16 protein-coding genes are annotated in these 15,595 nt (G+C 56.8%); 1 reads left to right on the top strand and 15 read right to left on the bottom strand.

The genetic code is table 11. The features are described 5' to 3' along the window. The 15 genes from FHS18_RS34030 to FHS18_RS10300 form a co-directional block, all read right to left on the bottom strand. A partial coding sequence (locus tag FHS18_RS34030) for a hypothetical protein (protein WP_221401274.1) occupies positions 1-188 on the bottom strand: 188 nt, incomplete at its 3' end. 3 nt (positions 189-191) lie between these two features. Next, positions 192-1,589: a protoporphyrinogen oxidase gene (locus tag FHS18_RS10235; protein WP_183599708.1), complete on the bottom strand. Its 1,398-nt coding sequence runs from the start codon at positions 1,587-1,589 to the stop codon at positions 192-194. Positions 1,590-1,791: 202 nt separating this feature from the next. Continuing rightward, positions 1,792-2,403, bottom strand: coding sequence for a 2-oxo acid dehydrogenase subunit E2 (locus tag FHS18_RS10240; protein WP_183599710.1), 612 nt, complete (start codon positions 2,401-2,403; stop codon positions 1,792-1,794). Positions 2,404-2,441: 38 nt separating this feature from the next. Further along, entirely contained in the window at positions 2,442-3,884 is a 1,443-nt protein-coding gene (locus tag FHS18_RS10245) for a bifunctional 2-methylcitrate dehydratase/aconitate hydratase (protein ID WP_183599712.1), read from the bottom strand. A gap of 69 nt (positions 3,885-3,953) precedes the next feature. Next, the gene (prpC, locus tag FHS18_RS10250) at positions 3,954-5,075 is read right to left on the bottom strand and encodes a bifunctional 2-methylcitrate synthase/citrate synthase (RefSeq protein ID WP_183599714.1); all 1,122 of its coding nucleotides are present in this window, start codon (positions 5,073-5,075) and stop codon (positions 3,954-3,956) included. Then, complete coding sequence (gene prpB, locus FHS18_RS10255) at positions 5,072-5,968, bottom strand: methylisocitrate lyase (RefSeq protein WP_183599716.1); 897 nt, start codon at positions 5,966-5,968, stop codon at positions 5,072-5,074. The genes prpC and prpB overlap by 4 nt, the downstream gene beginning before the upstream one ends. A 26-nt stretch (positions 5,969-5,994) precedes the next feature. Then, a complete protein-coding gene (locus FHS18_RS10260) occupies positions 5,995-7,137 on the bottom strand; it encodes an acyl-CoA dehydrogenase family protein (protein ID WP_183599718.1) in 1,143 nt (380 codons plus the stop codon). Positions 7,138-7,156: 19 nt separating this feature from the next. Continuing rightward, a complete protein-coding gene (locus FHS18_RS10265; RefSeq protein WP_221401275.1) occupies positions 7,157-7,981 on the bottom strand; it encodes a 3-hydroxyacyl-CoA dehydrogenase NAD-binding domain-containing protein in 825 nt (274 codons plus the stop codon). A 20-nt stretch (positions 7,982-8,001) separates the two neighbouring features. Continuing rightward, positions 8,002-9,174 (bottom strand): acyl-CoA dehydrogenase family protein, encoded by a 1,173-nt coding sequence (locus tag FHS18_RS10270; protein ID WP_183599720.1) that lies wholly within the window; start codon positions 9,172-9,174, stop codon positions 8,002-8,004. A 173-nt stretch (positions 9,175-9,347) separates the two neighbouring features. After that, positions 9,348-10,073: an amino acid ABC transporter ATP-binding protein gene (locus FHS18_RS10275; RefSeq protein ID WP_183599722.1), complete on the bottom strand. Its 726-nt coding sequence runs from the start codon at positions 10,071-10,073 to the stop codon at positions 9,348-9,350. Then, entirely contained in the window at positions 10,070-10,726 is a 657-nt protein-coding gene (locus FHS18_RS10280) for an amino acid ABC transporter permease (protein ID WP_183599724.1), read from the bottom strand. Before FHS18_RS10280 ends, FHS18_RS10275 begins: the two co-directional genes overlap by 4 nt. A 26-nt stretch (positions 10,727-10,752) precedes the next feature. Continuing rightward, on the bottom strand, positions 10,753-11,532 hold the full coding sequence (locus tag FHS18_RS10285; RefSeq protein ID WP_183600367.1) for a transporter substrate-binding domain-containing protein: 780 nt from the start codon (positions 11,530-11,532) through the stop codon (positions 10,753-10,755). 301 nt (positions 11,533-11,833) lie between these two features. After that, positions 11,834-12,727 (bottom strand): response regulator, encoded by an 894-nt coding sequence (locus tag FHS18_RS10290; RefSeq protein ID WP_183599726.1) that lies wholly within the window; start codon positions 12,725-12,727, stop codon positions 11,834-11,836. 14 nt (positions 12,728-12,741) lie between these two features. Continuing rightward, a complete protein-coding gene (locus FHS18_RS10295) occupies positions 12,742-14,013 on the bottom strand; it encodes an ATP-binding protein (protein WP_343060489.1) in 1,272 nt (423 codons plus the stop codon). A gap of 137 nt (positions 14,014-14,150) precedes the next feature. Continuing rightward, positions 14,151-14,810, bottom strand: coding sequence for a FusB/FusC family EF-G-binding protein (locus FHS18_RS10300; RefSeq protein WP_183599730.1), 660 nt, complete (start codon positions 14,808-14,810; stop codon positions 14,151-14,153). Between the two features lie 329 nt (positions 14,811-15,139). Between FHS18_RS10300 and FHS18_RS10305 the strand changes: the two genes are divergently transcribed. Further along, the gene (locus FHS18_RS10305; RefSeq protein WP_183599732.1) at positions 15,140-15,565 is read left to right on the top strand and encodes a pyridoxamine 5'-phosphate oxidase family protein; all 426 of its coding nucleotides are present in this window, start codon (positions 15,140-15,142) and stop codon (positions 15,563-15,565) included. Positions 15,566-15,595 lie beyond the last annotated feature (30 nt).

Here is a 15,595-nt window from a genome sequence, read left to right on the forward strand (position 1 = left end):
AAGAAGATCGCCTTCCACCTGGATAGGAAGGCGAAGGAGGCGTGAGCCTTCCTAAACCACCTCAAAAACAACTCGAGAAAGCAAAAGAGAAACCCGACGTTTGAAAAAACGTGGGGTTTCTCTACAATCTGAAGGGCTGCCAGCCGGCAGCCCTTCTTCGTGTCTCCATATCTCGTTCTCGCTTCCAACCGCTACAATGCTTCCGCAATCTTCGCCGCCGTCCGCTCCCCGTTCAAGATGCAATCCGGAATACCGACCCCGTAATACGAACACCCTGCCAACAAAACGTTCGGATAACGTTCGGCCAACTGGCTTTCGAGCGACCGGACGAGCTGCGGATGCTTCAGATGGTAGTTCGGCATCGTCTCATGCCATTTGGTCACCTCGCAGCTGACAGGCGTACTATCAATGCCGAGACTTAAGCGCATATCCTGCAGCGCAACCTGCTGCAGTTCTTCGTCCGACAGCTTGAGCAGACGGTCATACTGCTTGCCGGAGCTCTTGTAGAACATGCGCACGAGCAGACGCTGATGCTTCGACGTATGCGACCACTTGCGGCTGCTCCACGTGCATGCGTTGCATACGAGGTCTCCCTCGTCCGCATTGATGAAGCCTGTCCCATCCTTAGGCAGCTGTTCGTCCGGAATGTCGAAGCCAAGATAGACGCTGATTAACGAATTGTTCCGCATCTGGGCGAATTCGTCATGCAGCCGCTCATCGTGAAGAAGCCGATCCGTCACGGGATGAAGCGTGCTGAGCACGACGACGTCCGCTTCCAGCTCCTCGCCATTCGACAGCGACAGCTGATAGCGTACCGACCCGTCCTTCTCTGTACGTTCGAGCCGTTCAGCGGCGACCCCTTTGTAGATATCCGTCTGTTGCAGCCGTTCTTCCATCCGATCGACCAGCGCGGACATGCCGCCGCGGAACGAGAGGAACTTGCGATCGCCTCCGCGCTGCAGCCGTTCGCGGTTCGCTTCGAGTCCGCGGATCAGGCTCCCGTGTTCATTCTTGTAATCGAGCAAGTACGGCAGCGTCGAAGCAAGCGTCAGCTCGTTCAAGTCGCCGGAGTAGACCCCGGAGAGCACGGGCGCAATCTGCTTCTCGACCAGCTCTTGTCCGAGGAAATGCGTCAGGAACGCCCCGATGGAATCCTCCCGCGTGAACGTAGTATTCGGCGTGTACAAATCCTTCAGCGCCTCGACCTTCCCATCCGCCGAGACCAGCTCGGAGGTAGCCAACGACTCGATGCTAAGCGGGATGCCGAACAAGGCGTCTCTTGGAATCGGCTTCAGCTGACCGTCCGAGTAGATATACGAGATGCCCGTTGCATTATAGGCCACCTCCTCCTGAAGCCCCAGTTCCTCGATGAGCGGAGCCACATTCGTCTTGCGGGCCACGATCGAATCCGCTCCGGTCTCCATCGCGAACTCGCCCTCATGCACCGTGCGGATCTTGCCGCCCAGGGCATCCGTTGCTTCGATAAGCACCAAGCGTGCCGATTTCTGCCGTTCCCGCAGCGCTTTCTCCAAATAATAGACCGTCGATAAACCCGTAATACCCCCGCCAATGACCACGACTGTCTTCATCTGTCTTCCTCCCATCCTGACTTGCTCTCAAAAAAAGACCTTCGATCCTTAAGGCCGCTAGCCCGCCTGAAGGATTTCGGTCTTTGCCCTACGCGTTCATTCGTTATTGCGTGAACCGAGCAGTTTCATCTGTGAACATCAACTATGCCCATTGTAACGTACAACCCTTGCCGCGTGCAAAAGAATACCCGATCGCCTCGCCTCAATACAGCAAGGTCTTCGGTCCTATTCGTTCCACGTGCTGCTTCACAAGGGATACAAACCGGCTGCACGCATCCTCATTCTGAACCCGTGCGTCTGCCTTCAAGTGTAAACCGATCAGATGGCGGACGGCTATGACATTGCTCACAGCCGCTGGCCTTGCCGGCAGCATCTCGAAGGTGAGCATCGGCGCCAGCGTCTTCGGCAGCTCCGGCTCATGGATCGCATAGCTGAACGCAGCGGCTGCGCGAACGGTGAAGCTTCCCGCTTCCGCATCCGATGCCCGGGCTTGCCCGTCCTTGGCGGGCTGGAACAGCCGATCGAGCTCGATCGCGAATCCCGCGATGCTGCGCCGATCCGCATGCCTGACCACCGGCCAATCCCCATTCGGGGCCGCGATGGCCAGATGGATATTTTTGCTGACGACCAACTGGCCGTTCTTCATGCCCGCATTCATCTCGGGACATTCTTTCAGACTGTTCACGACCGCATGCAAGAAGAACGGCATATAGGTCAGACGGATCCCTTCCTTGCGGCAGAACGCTTCCTTCACCTGTTCATGCAAGCTGACAATGCCGTTCATCTCTGCCTCTGTCCTGATCGTAATCGTCACGGTCATCACCGCCTTTACGTCAACGAGCCACGCTTGTGTCAGATGACGAAAAACTCGACGAACTGCTGCACCGGCATCGCCAGCAACCGTTCGCGGTCTGCGAACAAATCATGGATGGCCTGCGCTTGCTTGCGCGGGAATCGGGTGGCCACGTTCTGTTCGAATTTGCGCACCAATAGCGGAATGCCTTCCTCGCGCCGGCGGCGATGACCGATCGGGTACTCGATCTCGATCTTCTCTGTCGCCGTTCCATCTTTGAACATAATCTGAACGGAATTGGCGATGGAACGTTTGGCCGGATCGAGATAGTCCGCCGAATACCGCTTGTCTTCGCTAACCTGCATGAGCGCGCGGAGCGCATCGATTCGCGGATCGGCTGCCGCTTCATCCTCGTAATGGTCCGCCGTGAGCGTACCATGCAGCAACCCGGCAGCGACCATATACTGCAAGCAATGATCCCGGTCCGCGGGATTATGCAGCGGTCCCGTCTTGTCGATAATGCGGATCGCCGACTCGTGGGTGGTCAGCTTGATCGCGGCGATGTCATCCAGCCTGCCCGCCGCTTGCGGATGGAGCGCAATGGCGCATTCCACGGCCGTCTGGGCGTGAAATTCGGCCGGGAACGAGATTTTGAACAGAATATTCTCCATCACGTACGAGCCATACGGACGCGAGACCGAGAAGGGCTTGCCGCCGAAACTTGTATCGTAGAATCCCCATCTGGATGCCGTGAGCGCCGATGGATAACCCATTTCGCCGCGTAATGCCATGAGCGATAACCGGACGGCGCGGCTTGTCGCGTCGCCTGCCGCCCAGGACTTCCGTGAGCCGGTATTCGGCATATGGCGGTAAGTACGGAGCGATTGGCCGTCGACCCAAGCTAGGGACAACGCGTTCACGATCTCGTCCTCCGTCCCGCCGAGCAGCTGCGTCACGACTGCCGTCGAGGCGACCTTCACGAGCACGACATGATCCAGTCCGACGCGGTTGAAACTATTCTCCAGCGCTAGAACGCCTTGGATTTCGTGCGCCTTAATCATCGCCGTAAGCACATCGTGCATCGTTAATGGCGCTTGACCCGCCGCGGCAAGTTGACGGCTGCGGTAATCCGCCGCGGCCAGGATGCCGCCGAGGTTATCCGAAGGATGGCCCCACTCGGCCGCCAGCCACGTATCGTTGTAATCCAGCCACCGAATCATGCATCCGATATTGAAGGCGGCCGTCACCGGATCGGTCTCGAATGACGTGCCAGGCACCCTCGCCCCGTTGGGAACGACGGTTCCCGGCACGATCGGCCCGAGCAGCTTCGCGCATTCCGGATAGCGCAAAGCCAGGAAACCGCAGCCAAGGGTGTCCATCAGGCAATAGAGGGCCGTATCGTAAGCGAGCGGACTGTCGATGGCAGCCGAAGCCGCGTAACGAGCCATGTCAACGATGATCTGATCCGGCTCCGGACGTTCATTCGTCAAATAGGTGGACATGATTTCTTCACCTCCGCTGAGGTTGAAAGCCCTGACGCAACAAGGTTCTCCCTCATTCTTCCGCAGTAGCTAATCACGCTGTTCCATCGCTAACCAAGTCTGCGGCTCCGAACCGGTATATGCGGCAGTCGGCCGGATGATGCGGTTATTCTGCCGCTGCTCCATCACATGCGCGCACCAGCCGCTAAGCCGCGACATCACGAAGACCGGCGTGAACAAGGACGTCGGAATTCCCATCAGACGGTATGCCGACGCACTGTAGAAATCGAGATTCGGGAACAGCTTCTTCTCCCGCCGCATGATCTGCTCGATCCGTTCCGAGACGTCGTATAGCCGCCGATTGCCGGCTGCCTCGGACAACTTCAGCGACCAAGACTTGATGATATCGCTTCTCGGGTCGGATACGGTATAGACGCGGTGGCCGAAACCCATGATAAGCTCCCGGGCAGCCAGCAGATGCATGATGCCTTGTTCCGCTTCGTCCGGCGTCCCGTAGCGCTCGATCAGCTCCATCGCCGCTTCGTTGGCCCCGCCATGCAGCGGTCCGCGCAGCGTCCCGATGCCGGTAGTCACCGAAGCGTACAGATCCGAGCGCGTCGAGGCCGTTACCCGTGCCGCGAAGGTCGAGGCATTGAATTCGTGTTCGGCATAGAGGATGAGGGAGACATCCATGGCCCGCTCGTGGAGCGCGTCTGGCGTCTTGCCGTGCAGCAAGCGAAGAAAATGCGCAGCCGTGCCAAGGGCATCCTTTTCAACGTCAATGCGGGATCCATCGGCGTGGAAGCGATACCAATACAGCAGAATCGAAGCGCAGCAGGCCAGTAGACGATCGGCCAGATCGAGCGGATTGCCGCCGTCCGTCTCCGGTTCGTATGCCGCTAGAGCGGAGTATCCCGTGCGCAGAACGTCCATCGGATGCGTGCTCGACGGAAGCTGTTCGAGAATGCGGCGAAGCCGATCCGGCAAGCCTCGAAGACCGGCGAGCTTCAAGCGATAGGCTGCCAGTTCCTCCGCATTCGGGAGCTTGCCGTACAACAACAGGTAAGCCGTCTCCTCGAACGAAGCATGTGCGGCCAGATCATGGATCGAGTACCCCCGATAGGTCAGCCCCTTGCCTTCCTTGCCTACAGTGGAGATTGCCGTCTCTCCCGCGATGACATCCGCCAGCCCGCCGCTCTTCTTCGCCGTCATGAGGACTCCTCCCCTTCATCTCTTGCCTCGAACAACCGATCCAGCTTCTGTTCATAGGCCAAATATTGCAGCACCTCGTACAATTCCATGCGAGTCTGCATCTGCCCGATCACCTGTTGTTGCGTGCCATCCGCCCGTATCGCCCGATAGACGCTCAGGGCAGCCGCGCTCATCGCCCGGAATGCCGACAACGGATACAAGGCCATGGCCACGTTCGCTGATCCCAGCTCCTCCAGCGTGAACAGCGGCGTCCGGCCGAACTCGGTAATGTTCGCCAGAATCGGCACCTTGACCGCCTCCGCGAACCGCTTGTAGTCGGCCAGCGTCGTAACCGCCTCGGGAAAAATCATATCCGCACCCGCATCCACGCAAGCACAGGCGCGTTCAATCGCCGCATCCAGCCCTTCAACCGCAAGCGCGTCGGTGCGGGCCATGATGACGAACTGCGCATCTTCCCGCGCATCCACCGCCGCCTTTATTCGGTCCTTCATCTCGGACTGCGCCACGATTTGCTTGTTCGGCCGATGCCCGCACCGCTTCGCGGCGACCTGGTCCTCGATATGGATGCCCGCTGCCCCGGCGCGGTTCATCTCCTTCACCGTCCGTCCGATCTGGAACGCGCCGCCGAATCCGGTATCCGCATCGACGAGGAGCGGCAGCGCGGTTGCTCCGGTTATGCGCCGGACGTCATCGAGCACATCTTCCCGCGACGTGATGCCTAGATCCGGCAAGCCGAAAGAAGCGTTTGCGACGCCGGCTCCCGACAGATAGACGGCGCGGTAGCCGACCTGCTCGGCAAGCATGGCCGCGTAGGCATTGACCGTACCGACGACTTGGAGCGGCCGTTCTGCTGCGACCGCTTCCCGAAAGAGCTTGCCCGGTGATGGTCTCATGGGAATCATCGCCTCCTCGCGTAAGCTTAGGACTTCAGCAGCTGATTGCCGATGACGATCCGGTGAATTTCATTCGTTCCTTCATAGATTTGGGTGACCTTCGCATCGCGGAACAGCCGTTCAGCCTGCGCGCTGCTTTGACCGCTGCGGCTCAGAAGCCGTACTGCTTCCCCCGCGGTTAACATCGCCGTATCGGAAGCGTACATCTTCGCCATCGAAGCTTCTTTCGTACATGGGATGCCGGATTGTCTCAAGTAGGCGGCATGATAGACGAGCAGGCGGGCGGCCTCGACTTGGGCGGTCAGATTCGCCAACGTCACGAACTCATGGGCGACCTTCCCCCGCTTAATCGCGATTTCGCCCTTAGCGGTCAAGAGCCGCTCCTGCATCAGCTGCAGTGCGGCCTCGGCAATTCCCAACGCTTGGGCACCTATCCCGATCCGCCCGCCGTCGAGCGTCCCTTTAGCAATGGCGAACCCTTCTCCTTCGGCGCCTAACCGCTTGCTCTCGTGAACGCGGACGCCATCGAGAACGAGCTCGCATGTGCTCGAGCCATGCAGCCCCATCTTCTTCTCCTTCCGCCCGATCTGAAATCCGGTCAATCCTCGCTCGACGAGGAATGCCGTTATGCCTCGAGCGCCTTTGGACCGGTCCGTGACGGCGAACAGCACGAAGAGTTCCGCCGCCTCCGCATTCGTAATGAACAGCTTCGAGCCGTTCACGACGTAATGATCGCCCTGCTTCACTGCGGTCGTGCGGATCGCGCCTGCATCCGAACCCGCATGCGGCTCGGTCAGCGCGAATGCGCCGATCCATTCCCCTGTCGCCAGCTTCTTCACGAAGCGTTCGCGTTGCTCGGTCGAACCGTACGTCTGAATCGGAAGCGTGCCGACGGAAGTGTGGACGGACAGGATGACGCCGACTGCGGCGCTTACACGGGAAAGCTCGTTAATGGCGAGGATGTACGAGATAAAGTCTCCCCCTCTGCCTCCCTGTTCCTTCGGGATCGGGATGCCCATCAGTCCGCTGGCGGCCATCTTCCGGACCAGCGCGTAGGGGAAAGCATCCGCCGCTTCCATCTCGCCGACGGCCGGCGCAACCTCATCTCTGGCGAACTGCCTGACGATTCGCTGAAGCTCAAGCTGCTCCTCGGTAAACCTAAGCTCCATGCTCGCCACGCTCCTTTCTTTATCGCTCCTGCTCCTCGTAGACATAGAAGCCGCGCCCTGTTTTTCTCCCCAACCAACCGGCGGCCACGTAGGATCTTAGCAGCGGGCAAGGGCGGTATTTCGGATCGCCGAATCCTTGATGAAGCGTTTCCATAATCGATAGGCAAGTATCGAGCCCGATGAAATCGGCCAGCGTTATTGGCCCCATCGGATGGCGCATGCCGAGCATCATGACCTGATCGACCGCAGCAGGCGAAGCAACGCCCTCATACACGGTATAGATCGCCTCGTTGATCATCGGCATCAGAATACGGTTGGCCGCGAAGCCCGGCACGTCCCGGACTTCAACTGGTGTTTTGCCCATTGCCTGCGCAAGGCTCATGATTCGGCCCGCTGCCTCATCCGAAGTCGCCAGCCCGCGAATCACCTCTACCAGAGGCATGACGGGAACCGGATTCATAAAATGCATGCCGATCACGCGGTCATCGTGCTTCGCTGCCGCGGCAATCTCCGTAATCGGAATGGACGATGTGTTGGAGGCCAGAACGGCCTTCCGATCGCAGATCTGATCCAGCTCGCGGAACAGTTGAAGCTTCAATGCTTTATGCTCCGGCGCAGCTTCGATGACGACTGCCGCATCGCCGGCCTCCTTCAGACCGGCAGCAGGCCGAAGTTTACCTAGGGTTTCGAGCCGCTGCTCTTCGTTTATGCGTCCTTTCGCGGCCAGCCGAGATAATTGCCCGTCGATCTTGGCAATTCCCTTCACAGCCGCCTCAAGGTCAACGTCAATCATGATGACGGCGTATCCGCTGCTCGCCGCCGTCTGCGCAATCCCGAGGCCCATCTGGCCCGCTCCGATGACGGCTATCGATTGGTCAAGTTCGATTGTCTCCTCCCCCTTCCCCCGAGGATGCGAAGGATAATGTCCTTACGTTCACTTCCCGCTCCGAGCTGGGCCTGCAAATATTTGGCGTCTCGCATATATCGCTCCACGTCAAACTCGCGCATGTAGCCGTAGCCGCCGAACACCTGAACGGCTTCGACCGTCACTGCCGCAGCTGCGTCCGCCGCGAAAATGCCGGCGATTGACGCTTCCCGGCTTCCGGGCAATCCCGCATCGAGCCGCCACGCAGCCTGATAGAGGAGCAGCCGCGCAGCCTCGATCCGGGCAGCCATATCCGCGAGCTTGAACGAAATCGCCTGCTGCCTGCCGATAAGCTGGCCGAACTGGTAACGTTGTTTGGCATACGCAGTCGCTGCTTCTAACGCCCCCTGCGCAATCCCGACGGCCTGCGCCGCAAGTCCGATATTCGCGATCGACACGGCGGATTCCGTCTTCTCCGCGCCTTCGCCTAGAGGATGAATCACATTGGAAGCCGGTATAAAACAATCGGCGAAGACCATCTTGCCAGGCTGCGAAGCCCGTAGCCCTAATGGCATCGACTCGGGATGGTATGCCGTTCCCGCAGTTCCAGCATCGATCAGGAACGCGGCCAGCTCCGGCTTCCTCCTTCCAGGGAGCTCAGCGTATATGAGATACAGTTCCGCCGCGCCGGCATTCGCGTCGAGTCGGCAGACGCCATTCAATCGGTAGCCTCCTGCCTCTGCGACGACCGTAAGCGAATTCGCAGGCTTGCCGGATAGTTCCTCGCTAGTCATTGACTTGCCGCTACCGCCGAGTTTCGTCCCGGTCGCCAGCTGCTGCAGCAACTGCCGCTGTTGCACCGGGCTTCCATAGCTATAAACCGTCCAAGCGACTTGGCCCGTATGCGCGGCCGCGCTTCGGGCCGTCGACCCGCACGCGCGCGCGAGTTCCTCGAGGAAGACCGCATAAGTGACCCAATCGCTGCCGCCCCCGCCCCATTGTTCCGGCAGGGGCACGCCCAGCAAGCCGAGCTCCCCTATCTTCCGCAGCAGTTCGCGATCCAGCCGCCCCTCTTCGTCACGTCGATTCGCCCCCGAACGAACCTCTCGCTCGGCAAAATCACGAACGACATCCCTGGTCATTTGCATTTCGTCTGTTAACTGAAATCGCACCGGCGTCCACCCCCGTTCAAGCTCTTGATGGCCAACTTCCATGCAGGCGGTTAAGGGACAACATTCGACGATAGGTGTGTGTCTGGCATTATATGAAGGGACGGCTTGAACTTATTCGAATGACAAACACCCCCAGTACCAAGTACTGGGGGTGCGTCTGCCATACTATGCGCTTATTTTAGAACCTTGCTCAGGAAAGCCTGCGTGCGCTCATGCTTGGGATGATCGAAAATCTCGCTCGGTACGCCTTCTTCCACGATGTAGCCGCCGTCCATGAACAAGACGCGATCGGCTACCTCGCGGGCGAAGCCCATCTCATGCGTGACGACGATCATCGTAATGCCTTCGCTCGCCAGATCCTTCATGACCTGCAGCACTTCGCCGACCATCTCAGGGTCGAGCGCTGAGGTCGGCTCATCGAACAGCATCACGCGCGGATTCATGGCAAGCGCGCGCGCGATCGCGACGCGCTGCTGCTGACCGCCGGATAAGCGGTCCGGATACTCGTCTCTTTTGTCCGCCAGACCGACCTTGGCAAGCAGCTCCATTGCCTTCTTCTCGTTCGCGAGCTTATCCAGCTTCTTGATGAATTTCGGCGCGAGCATGATATTCTGCAGCACGGTCAAATGCGGGAACAGGTTGAAGCGTTGGAACACCATGCCCACATTCTCCCGCAGCTTGTCGATGTTCGTCTTAGGCGAAGTGACCTCGACGTCGCCGATAACGACCGTACCGCTCGTTACGTCCTCCAGCAGATTGAGGCAGCGCAAGAAGGTGCTTTTGCCCGAGCCGGAAGGCCCGATGACGCAGACGACCTCCTTCTCGCGAATCGTGGTCGAAATATCCTTCAGCACCTCATTGGCACCGAATTTCTTCTTCAAATTCTGGACGACGATCATCGTGCAGTCAGCCTCCTCTCGTATAGACGTGACAATCGGGTAAGCGCGAAGATGATGACGAAGTAGAAGACGCCGACCATCCCCCAAATTTCGAACGAACGGAAATTGGTCGAGATGATAATTTCCCCGCTCTGCGTCAGCTCCCGGATCCCGATAACCGACAGCAGCGACGTATCTTTGATGCTGATGATGAACTGATTGACGAAGGCCGGAATCATCCGGCGCAGCGCCTGCGGCAGCACGATCAGCCGCATCGTGTAATAGCGACTCATTCCCAGAGAGCGCGCCGCTTCCACCTGGCCTTTGTCGACCGAGTTGATGCCTGCTCGCACCACCTCGGCGATATAGGCGCCTGCGTTCAAGCTGACTGCGGCAATGCCCGCCACTTCAGGTCCGATCCGAATATCGAGGAAGGCCGGCAAGCCGAAGTAGATAAAGAACACTTGGACGAGCAGCGGCGTTCCGCGGATAATGTCCACATAGAGGCCTGCGATCCCGCGCACGATCTTACTGCTGGCGGTGCTCATCAACCCTGCGATCAGTCCGATCACGAAGGCGATCGCCAGCGAGATGACGACGATCTTAAGCGTGATGAGCAAACCTTGGAAGAGTACCGGCAGCGCATCCGCTATGATTTGAAACGTAGACGGCATGAATTCCCAACTCCTTACACGGTCAATTACTCAGCTGTTGTTCCTAGGTAGGTGCCCACGATTTCATCGTACTTGCCGTTTTCCTTCAGCGTCTTTAAGCCGTCGTTCAGCTTCTGGACCAGCTCACTGTTCCCTTTGTCCACGGCAATGCCGTAGAAGTCGCCGTTCAGACGGTCGCCGACGATTTTCAGATTAGCATTCGGATCTACGGCGATTTTGTAGGAGATAACCGGGAAGTCCTCGATCGTCACATCCGCGTTCTTGTTCGCTACTTCTTGGTACATGGCCGGGCTGTCATCGAAGTACTTCACTTCCGCGCCGTATTGCTTCGCAAGCTCCTCGGCCTTCACCGCTCCGGAGGTACCCTTCTTAATTGCGATGACCTTGCCTGCCAGATCTTCCGGGCTGTCAATCTCGGTATTGTCCTTATGGACGATCAAGGAAAGGCCTGCTTCATAATAAGCCTCCGAGAAATCAACGACCTGCTTGCGCTCGTCCGTAATGCTGATGCCCGCGATCGCGCCGTCCAGCTGGCCGGCTGTAATGGCAGGAATAATGCCTTTGAAGTCCATCGGCTTAATTTCGACCTCGAAACCTTGAACCTCGCCGATCGCATTCAGCAAGTCGATATCGATGCCGACATATTTGCCGTCCTTCTCGAACTCGAACGGCGGGTACGTTGCGTCCGTACCGAACACGTACTTCTTCACCGCTTCGCCGCCGTTACCCGACGCCGCTTCGTCACCAGTATTGTTGCTGCCGCAAGCGCTCAGCGTGAATGCCATCATCGCAGCCGCTGCGATCATTCCGATTTTCTTCTTCACGATAAAACCCCACCTTTGTTCGAATATTGAAGCCGCATGTGCTTTCTTGATTTGCCTTGTTGATTATGTTAATTCGTCCCCTACGAAAACCTACTCAATCCTACAGATTAAATAACAGGAGATGATATTAAAGGTCACATTTAATTTGAAATCAACGTATTTTTAAATAGAATCATAATGGATTCGTTAATATTTGCTGATTTCGGTTTAGCGAAGGTTATATAACCTAACACAAAAGAACCGTCCAACGAAGGTGATTCACCTTACATCGAACGGCTCTTTGCTAAATCTTTAATTTTTCCAGCATCTCGGCATGCATCACCTGCAGGAACTTCTTGACGTTCACTTTACCTTTGTCGGCAGGCAGCTCTTCCTCGATCGCCTTCATCTTAAGGCGCACATCCTGAAAATCGAAGTAGAGCGGCGCGTAATGTTCGAACTTGGGATTGCTGTAATCGGTTAATCCGATGGAAGCCATGTGCGACAGAGCCGCCATCACCGTGCGTCTCAGGCGCTGCTCGATTGCTTTGCTTTCCTTGTCGATCTCCTGATCTCCCTTGTTGTTCGTCCGTGCCGCCGCTTCATATAACTCTTTGAGCGCCGGGAAAGCAGTCGGATCGGGTTGTCTGGATAGCAGCTCCATAATCGTCATGATATCTTTGCTGCCGCTCTCCCCCATGATGCCCAGTTCCATCAGAATGGGCTTCACGACATCGCGCGGATGGCGTTCCTTCGGTGCCGGGGTCGACTCGAACAGATCGATTTTGGCAAGCGATCGCTTGATCTCCTGAATATGGCGCTCGTAGGCGAGCCGGTCCCTCACCTTCGATAGGACCGCTTCGACTTCAACCCGGTTAATCGGTTTATGAATGAAGAATTCAACGCCGGAATGGTAAGCCGAGCCGACCATGTCCTTATTCACGACCTGCGAGATCATCACGAACTGGCCCGCGAATCCTTGATTCCGAAGCTGACTGATCGTCTCTATCCCGTCTTGATCCGGCATAAGCAGATCAATGAGCACGATATCCGGCTTAAGCGAGAGCACGGTCTGTTCCCCTTGGATGCCGCCATCGGCCGTGCCCGCGACTTCGCCCAGACCGCATTGTTCAATAATACCTTCCAGCATCCTCCTGCTGACTGCATCGTCATCGACGATTACGAACGATAATGCCATCTGACTCCCCCTTGCTAGACTAGTGCATCCTTCGGTACCTGCAGAATGAAATTGCTCCCCATGCCGCCTTGGCCTCCCTCGACATGAATCCTGCCGCCGAACGAAAGGATAATATCGCGTACGTGAGACAGGCCGATCCCCGTTGCAGCCATACCTGCCTCATCGAATTTGGTCGTATATCCCGGTTCGAAAATAATGTCCCAATCGGCTTCCGGTATGCCTTGTCCCGTGTCGACCACCGAAAAGACGATCATCTTGCCCGATTCGTATGCATGAATCGTTACCGATCCGCTGCGCCCGATCGCCTCCACCGCGTTCGCCGTCAGATTATTCAGCACCGTCAGCAGCGGCACATAATAAGGCGTCACGAGGCGGACGTTCAGCTGCTGGTGGATGTCGATCGTCTTCCCGAGCATCTCCCCGTACTTCTGATTCGCCTTCGCGACGTGAGACAGCAGCTCCTGAATGCTCATATCGACGGCGATCTCGCTGTCATAGAGTTTGGTCAGTCCAGCCAATATCCGCTGCGAATCCTTCTTCACCTCATGAATCTGCTGCGCGATGCCAAGCGCCTGCCGGCTGAAGCCGACTTCATCGGCCTCCTTCAGCCCGCGGTACAATTGGAAGCTGCTGGCCGTGATCTGCTCGATCTCCTCCATCGATTTTTTCAAATAGAAGGTTTCCCCGTAGAGTCCAGAGCCGATATGAAGCATCTGCTCCATCCGTTTCTCCTGCTCGGCATGCAGCGCCCGGATCTGGCTGAACGAGATGCTGCTGTATAAGCCGATCACGAAGTAACTTCGCACGAAGGCGATCGCTAGCAGATTGAACCATTCCTCCAAGTAAAAGGCTTCGGCGCCGATGAACAATCCCCGCAGCAGCAGCTCGGCCTCGTTCGAGACGAAATCCACGATCGTTATGAAACCGCCGAGCAGAAGCGGATGCACCTTCTCCGTTCGCCGTAAAATATGCATCATACCATAGGCATACACCACGTAGTAGATGCCCGCTGGAATATTGTGCTGCAGCGCGTCCGTTACCGACCATGAGCCGGTCCGGATCATCCATTCCACGCCCTGGAAGAGAATGCTGACAAGTCCGGTCGCTATGCCCGTCCACCAATAGTTCAGCTGGCGCATGAACAACAGGAAGAGCAGGAAGACGCTGACGCCAAGACCGATGCGGAAGGAATCGCCGGTGAACGGGTAGATTTTGATTTCGGATCCGATCCCGGCGGCAAGCGCGATGACCGCAATCTGCAGACGCCCATTCTTGAATTGATTCACAACGTGCCCCCTCCTCGTCATTGATCGTATTATAAACATTTTCCCACGGCGTGGATAGATTCCTCGAATAAGGTGTATGCCGCAGGTAACGCCAAGAGCCCCGCCACGTATGGCGGAGCCCAGGTCAACCGTTCTGCTTATTCTTCGACTTGGATCACGTTCTGAATGAATCGCTCCAGGTTCGCAACATCCGTCAGCTGACGGTTGCAGCTAACCGAATCCTTGCACATATAGTTGCCGACTGCCTTGTAATAGTCAGAGGATGCGTGCGCAGGCCGCGACTTGGAGATCGCGGAGAACAGGCCGACTTCGCTTTGCTTGTTGCAGACGAAACAATAGCCCTTCTTATAAGAAGGCGTAAATCTGCCTTCGATCCCGACCAACTGCCCGTTTAAGTTGTAGACGAGGAACATTTTGCCCGCGCCGATATCGTTCCATCCGATATAGGTGACATGCCTCAGATCCATCAATGCCAGGTTCGGCACCTTCAGCTTCTTCGCCTTCGGGAACAGCTTCTTCATCTGCTGTTCCGTCACGGGGCCGAATTCCGAGCGGTATAGTTCCAAGGAACGCAGATAGGCCTGGAACTCTTCGGCCGTCTTGGCGTACGCCAACTGTTCGAGAAGCTGCTTCCGCGGCTCGGTTGTTTCCGGGAACTGCTCGGCGATCTTGGCAAGCGAACTGGATCTGACCGTATCGACGACCTTCAAGTCCGCGACTGTCCGGCAGGCCTGCTGCAGCAGTTCGGTTTGTCTCGCGATAAAATTATAATGGTGGTTCCTAATGAATGGTTGCATTTGCTCATGCACGCTCCTTAATTGGGTTGTAGTTGCTTCATTCCGCCAATTAGGTGCAAAGCCATTATTAGAAACGATAGTTTAAGTTAGGCGAAAAATGATATCCGATAAACCCCACGCAAAGTATCGCCTTCTTCAAATGGCTTTGCATGAGTTGATGTAACCAGGCAATCCCGTATTGCCACCAGTACCACCTCCCAGACCTTTTATACCACAAATTCCGCTTCTTCTGCTATGCATTTTCTATTCCTGGGTAATATAAAGCGTAGCCTAACAAGCACCATTCTCCATATTAAATTCCAATGTAAGCAGGAAAGGAGCGGTACAAGATGTTAGTCATCGAAAAACAACAGCTGGAATCCAAAATAACAGAGGCGCTGAGCAAGCACCGGACAGCGGCGTTCGCGACGGTTGAGGATAACAAGCCGAAGGTCAGATACATGGCGGTCTTCCATGACGGGATGAACATCTATCTCGCCACTGACCGGAAGACGCACAAGATCGAAGAACTCAAGCGCAATCCGAATATCTCCCTGCTGCTTGGTTATGAGCCTTCCTCCCCGCTTCAAGTCGTAGAAGTCGAGGGACAAGCCGACATTACGAAGGACGATTCGCTGCGCAGCAAACTGTGGAACGACGAGATGAAGCGCTGGTTCGACGGGCCGGAAGATCCGAATTACGTCATTCTCGACATTAAGGCATCCGAAATTCGTTACATCGACGGACAGGACAAGCCTCAAGTGTGGACGCCTTGATCGAACGTTAAACGTTAACTCGTCACAAGG

Origin of the sequence: Paenibacillus phyllosphaerae, from assembly GCF_014192105.1 — a bacterium.
In the GTDB taxonomy this organism is placed as follows: domain Bacteria; phylum Bacillota; class Bacilli; order Paenibacillales; family Paenibacillaceae; genus Paenibacillus_Z; species Paenibacillus_Z phyllosphaerae.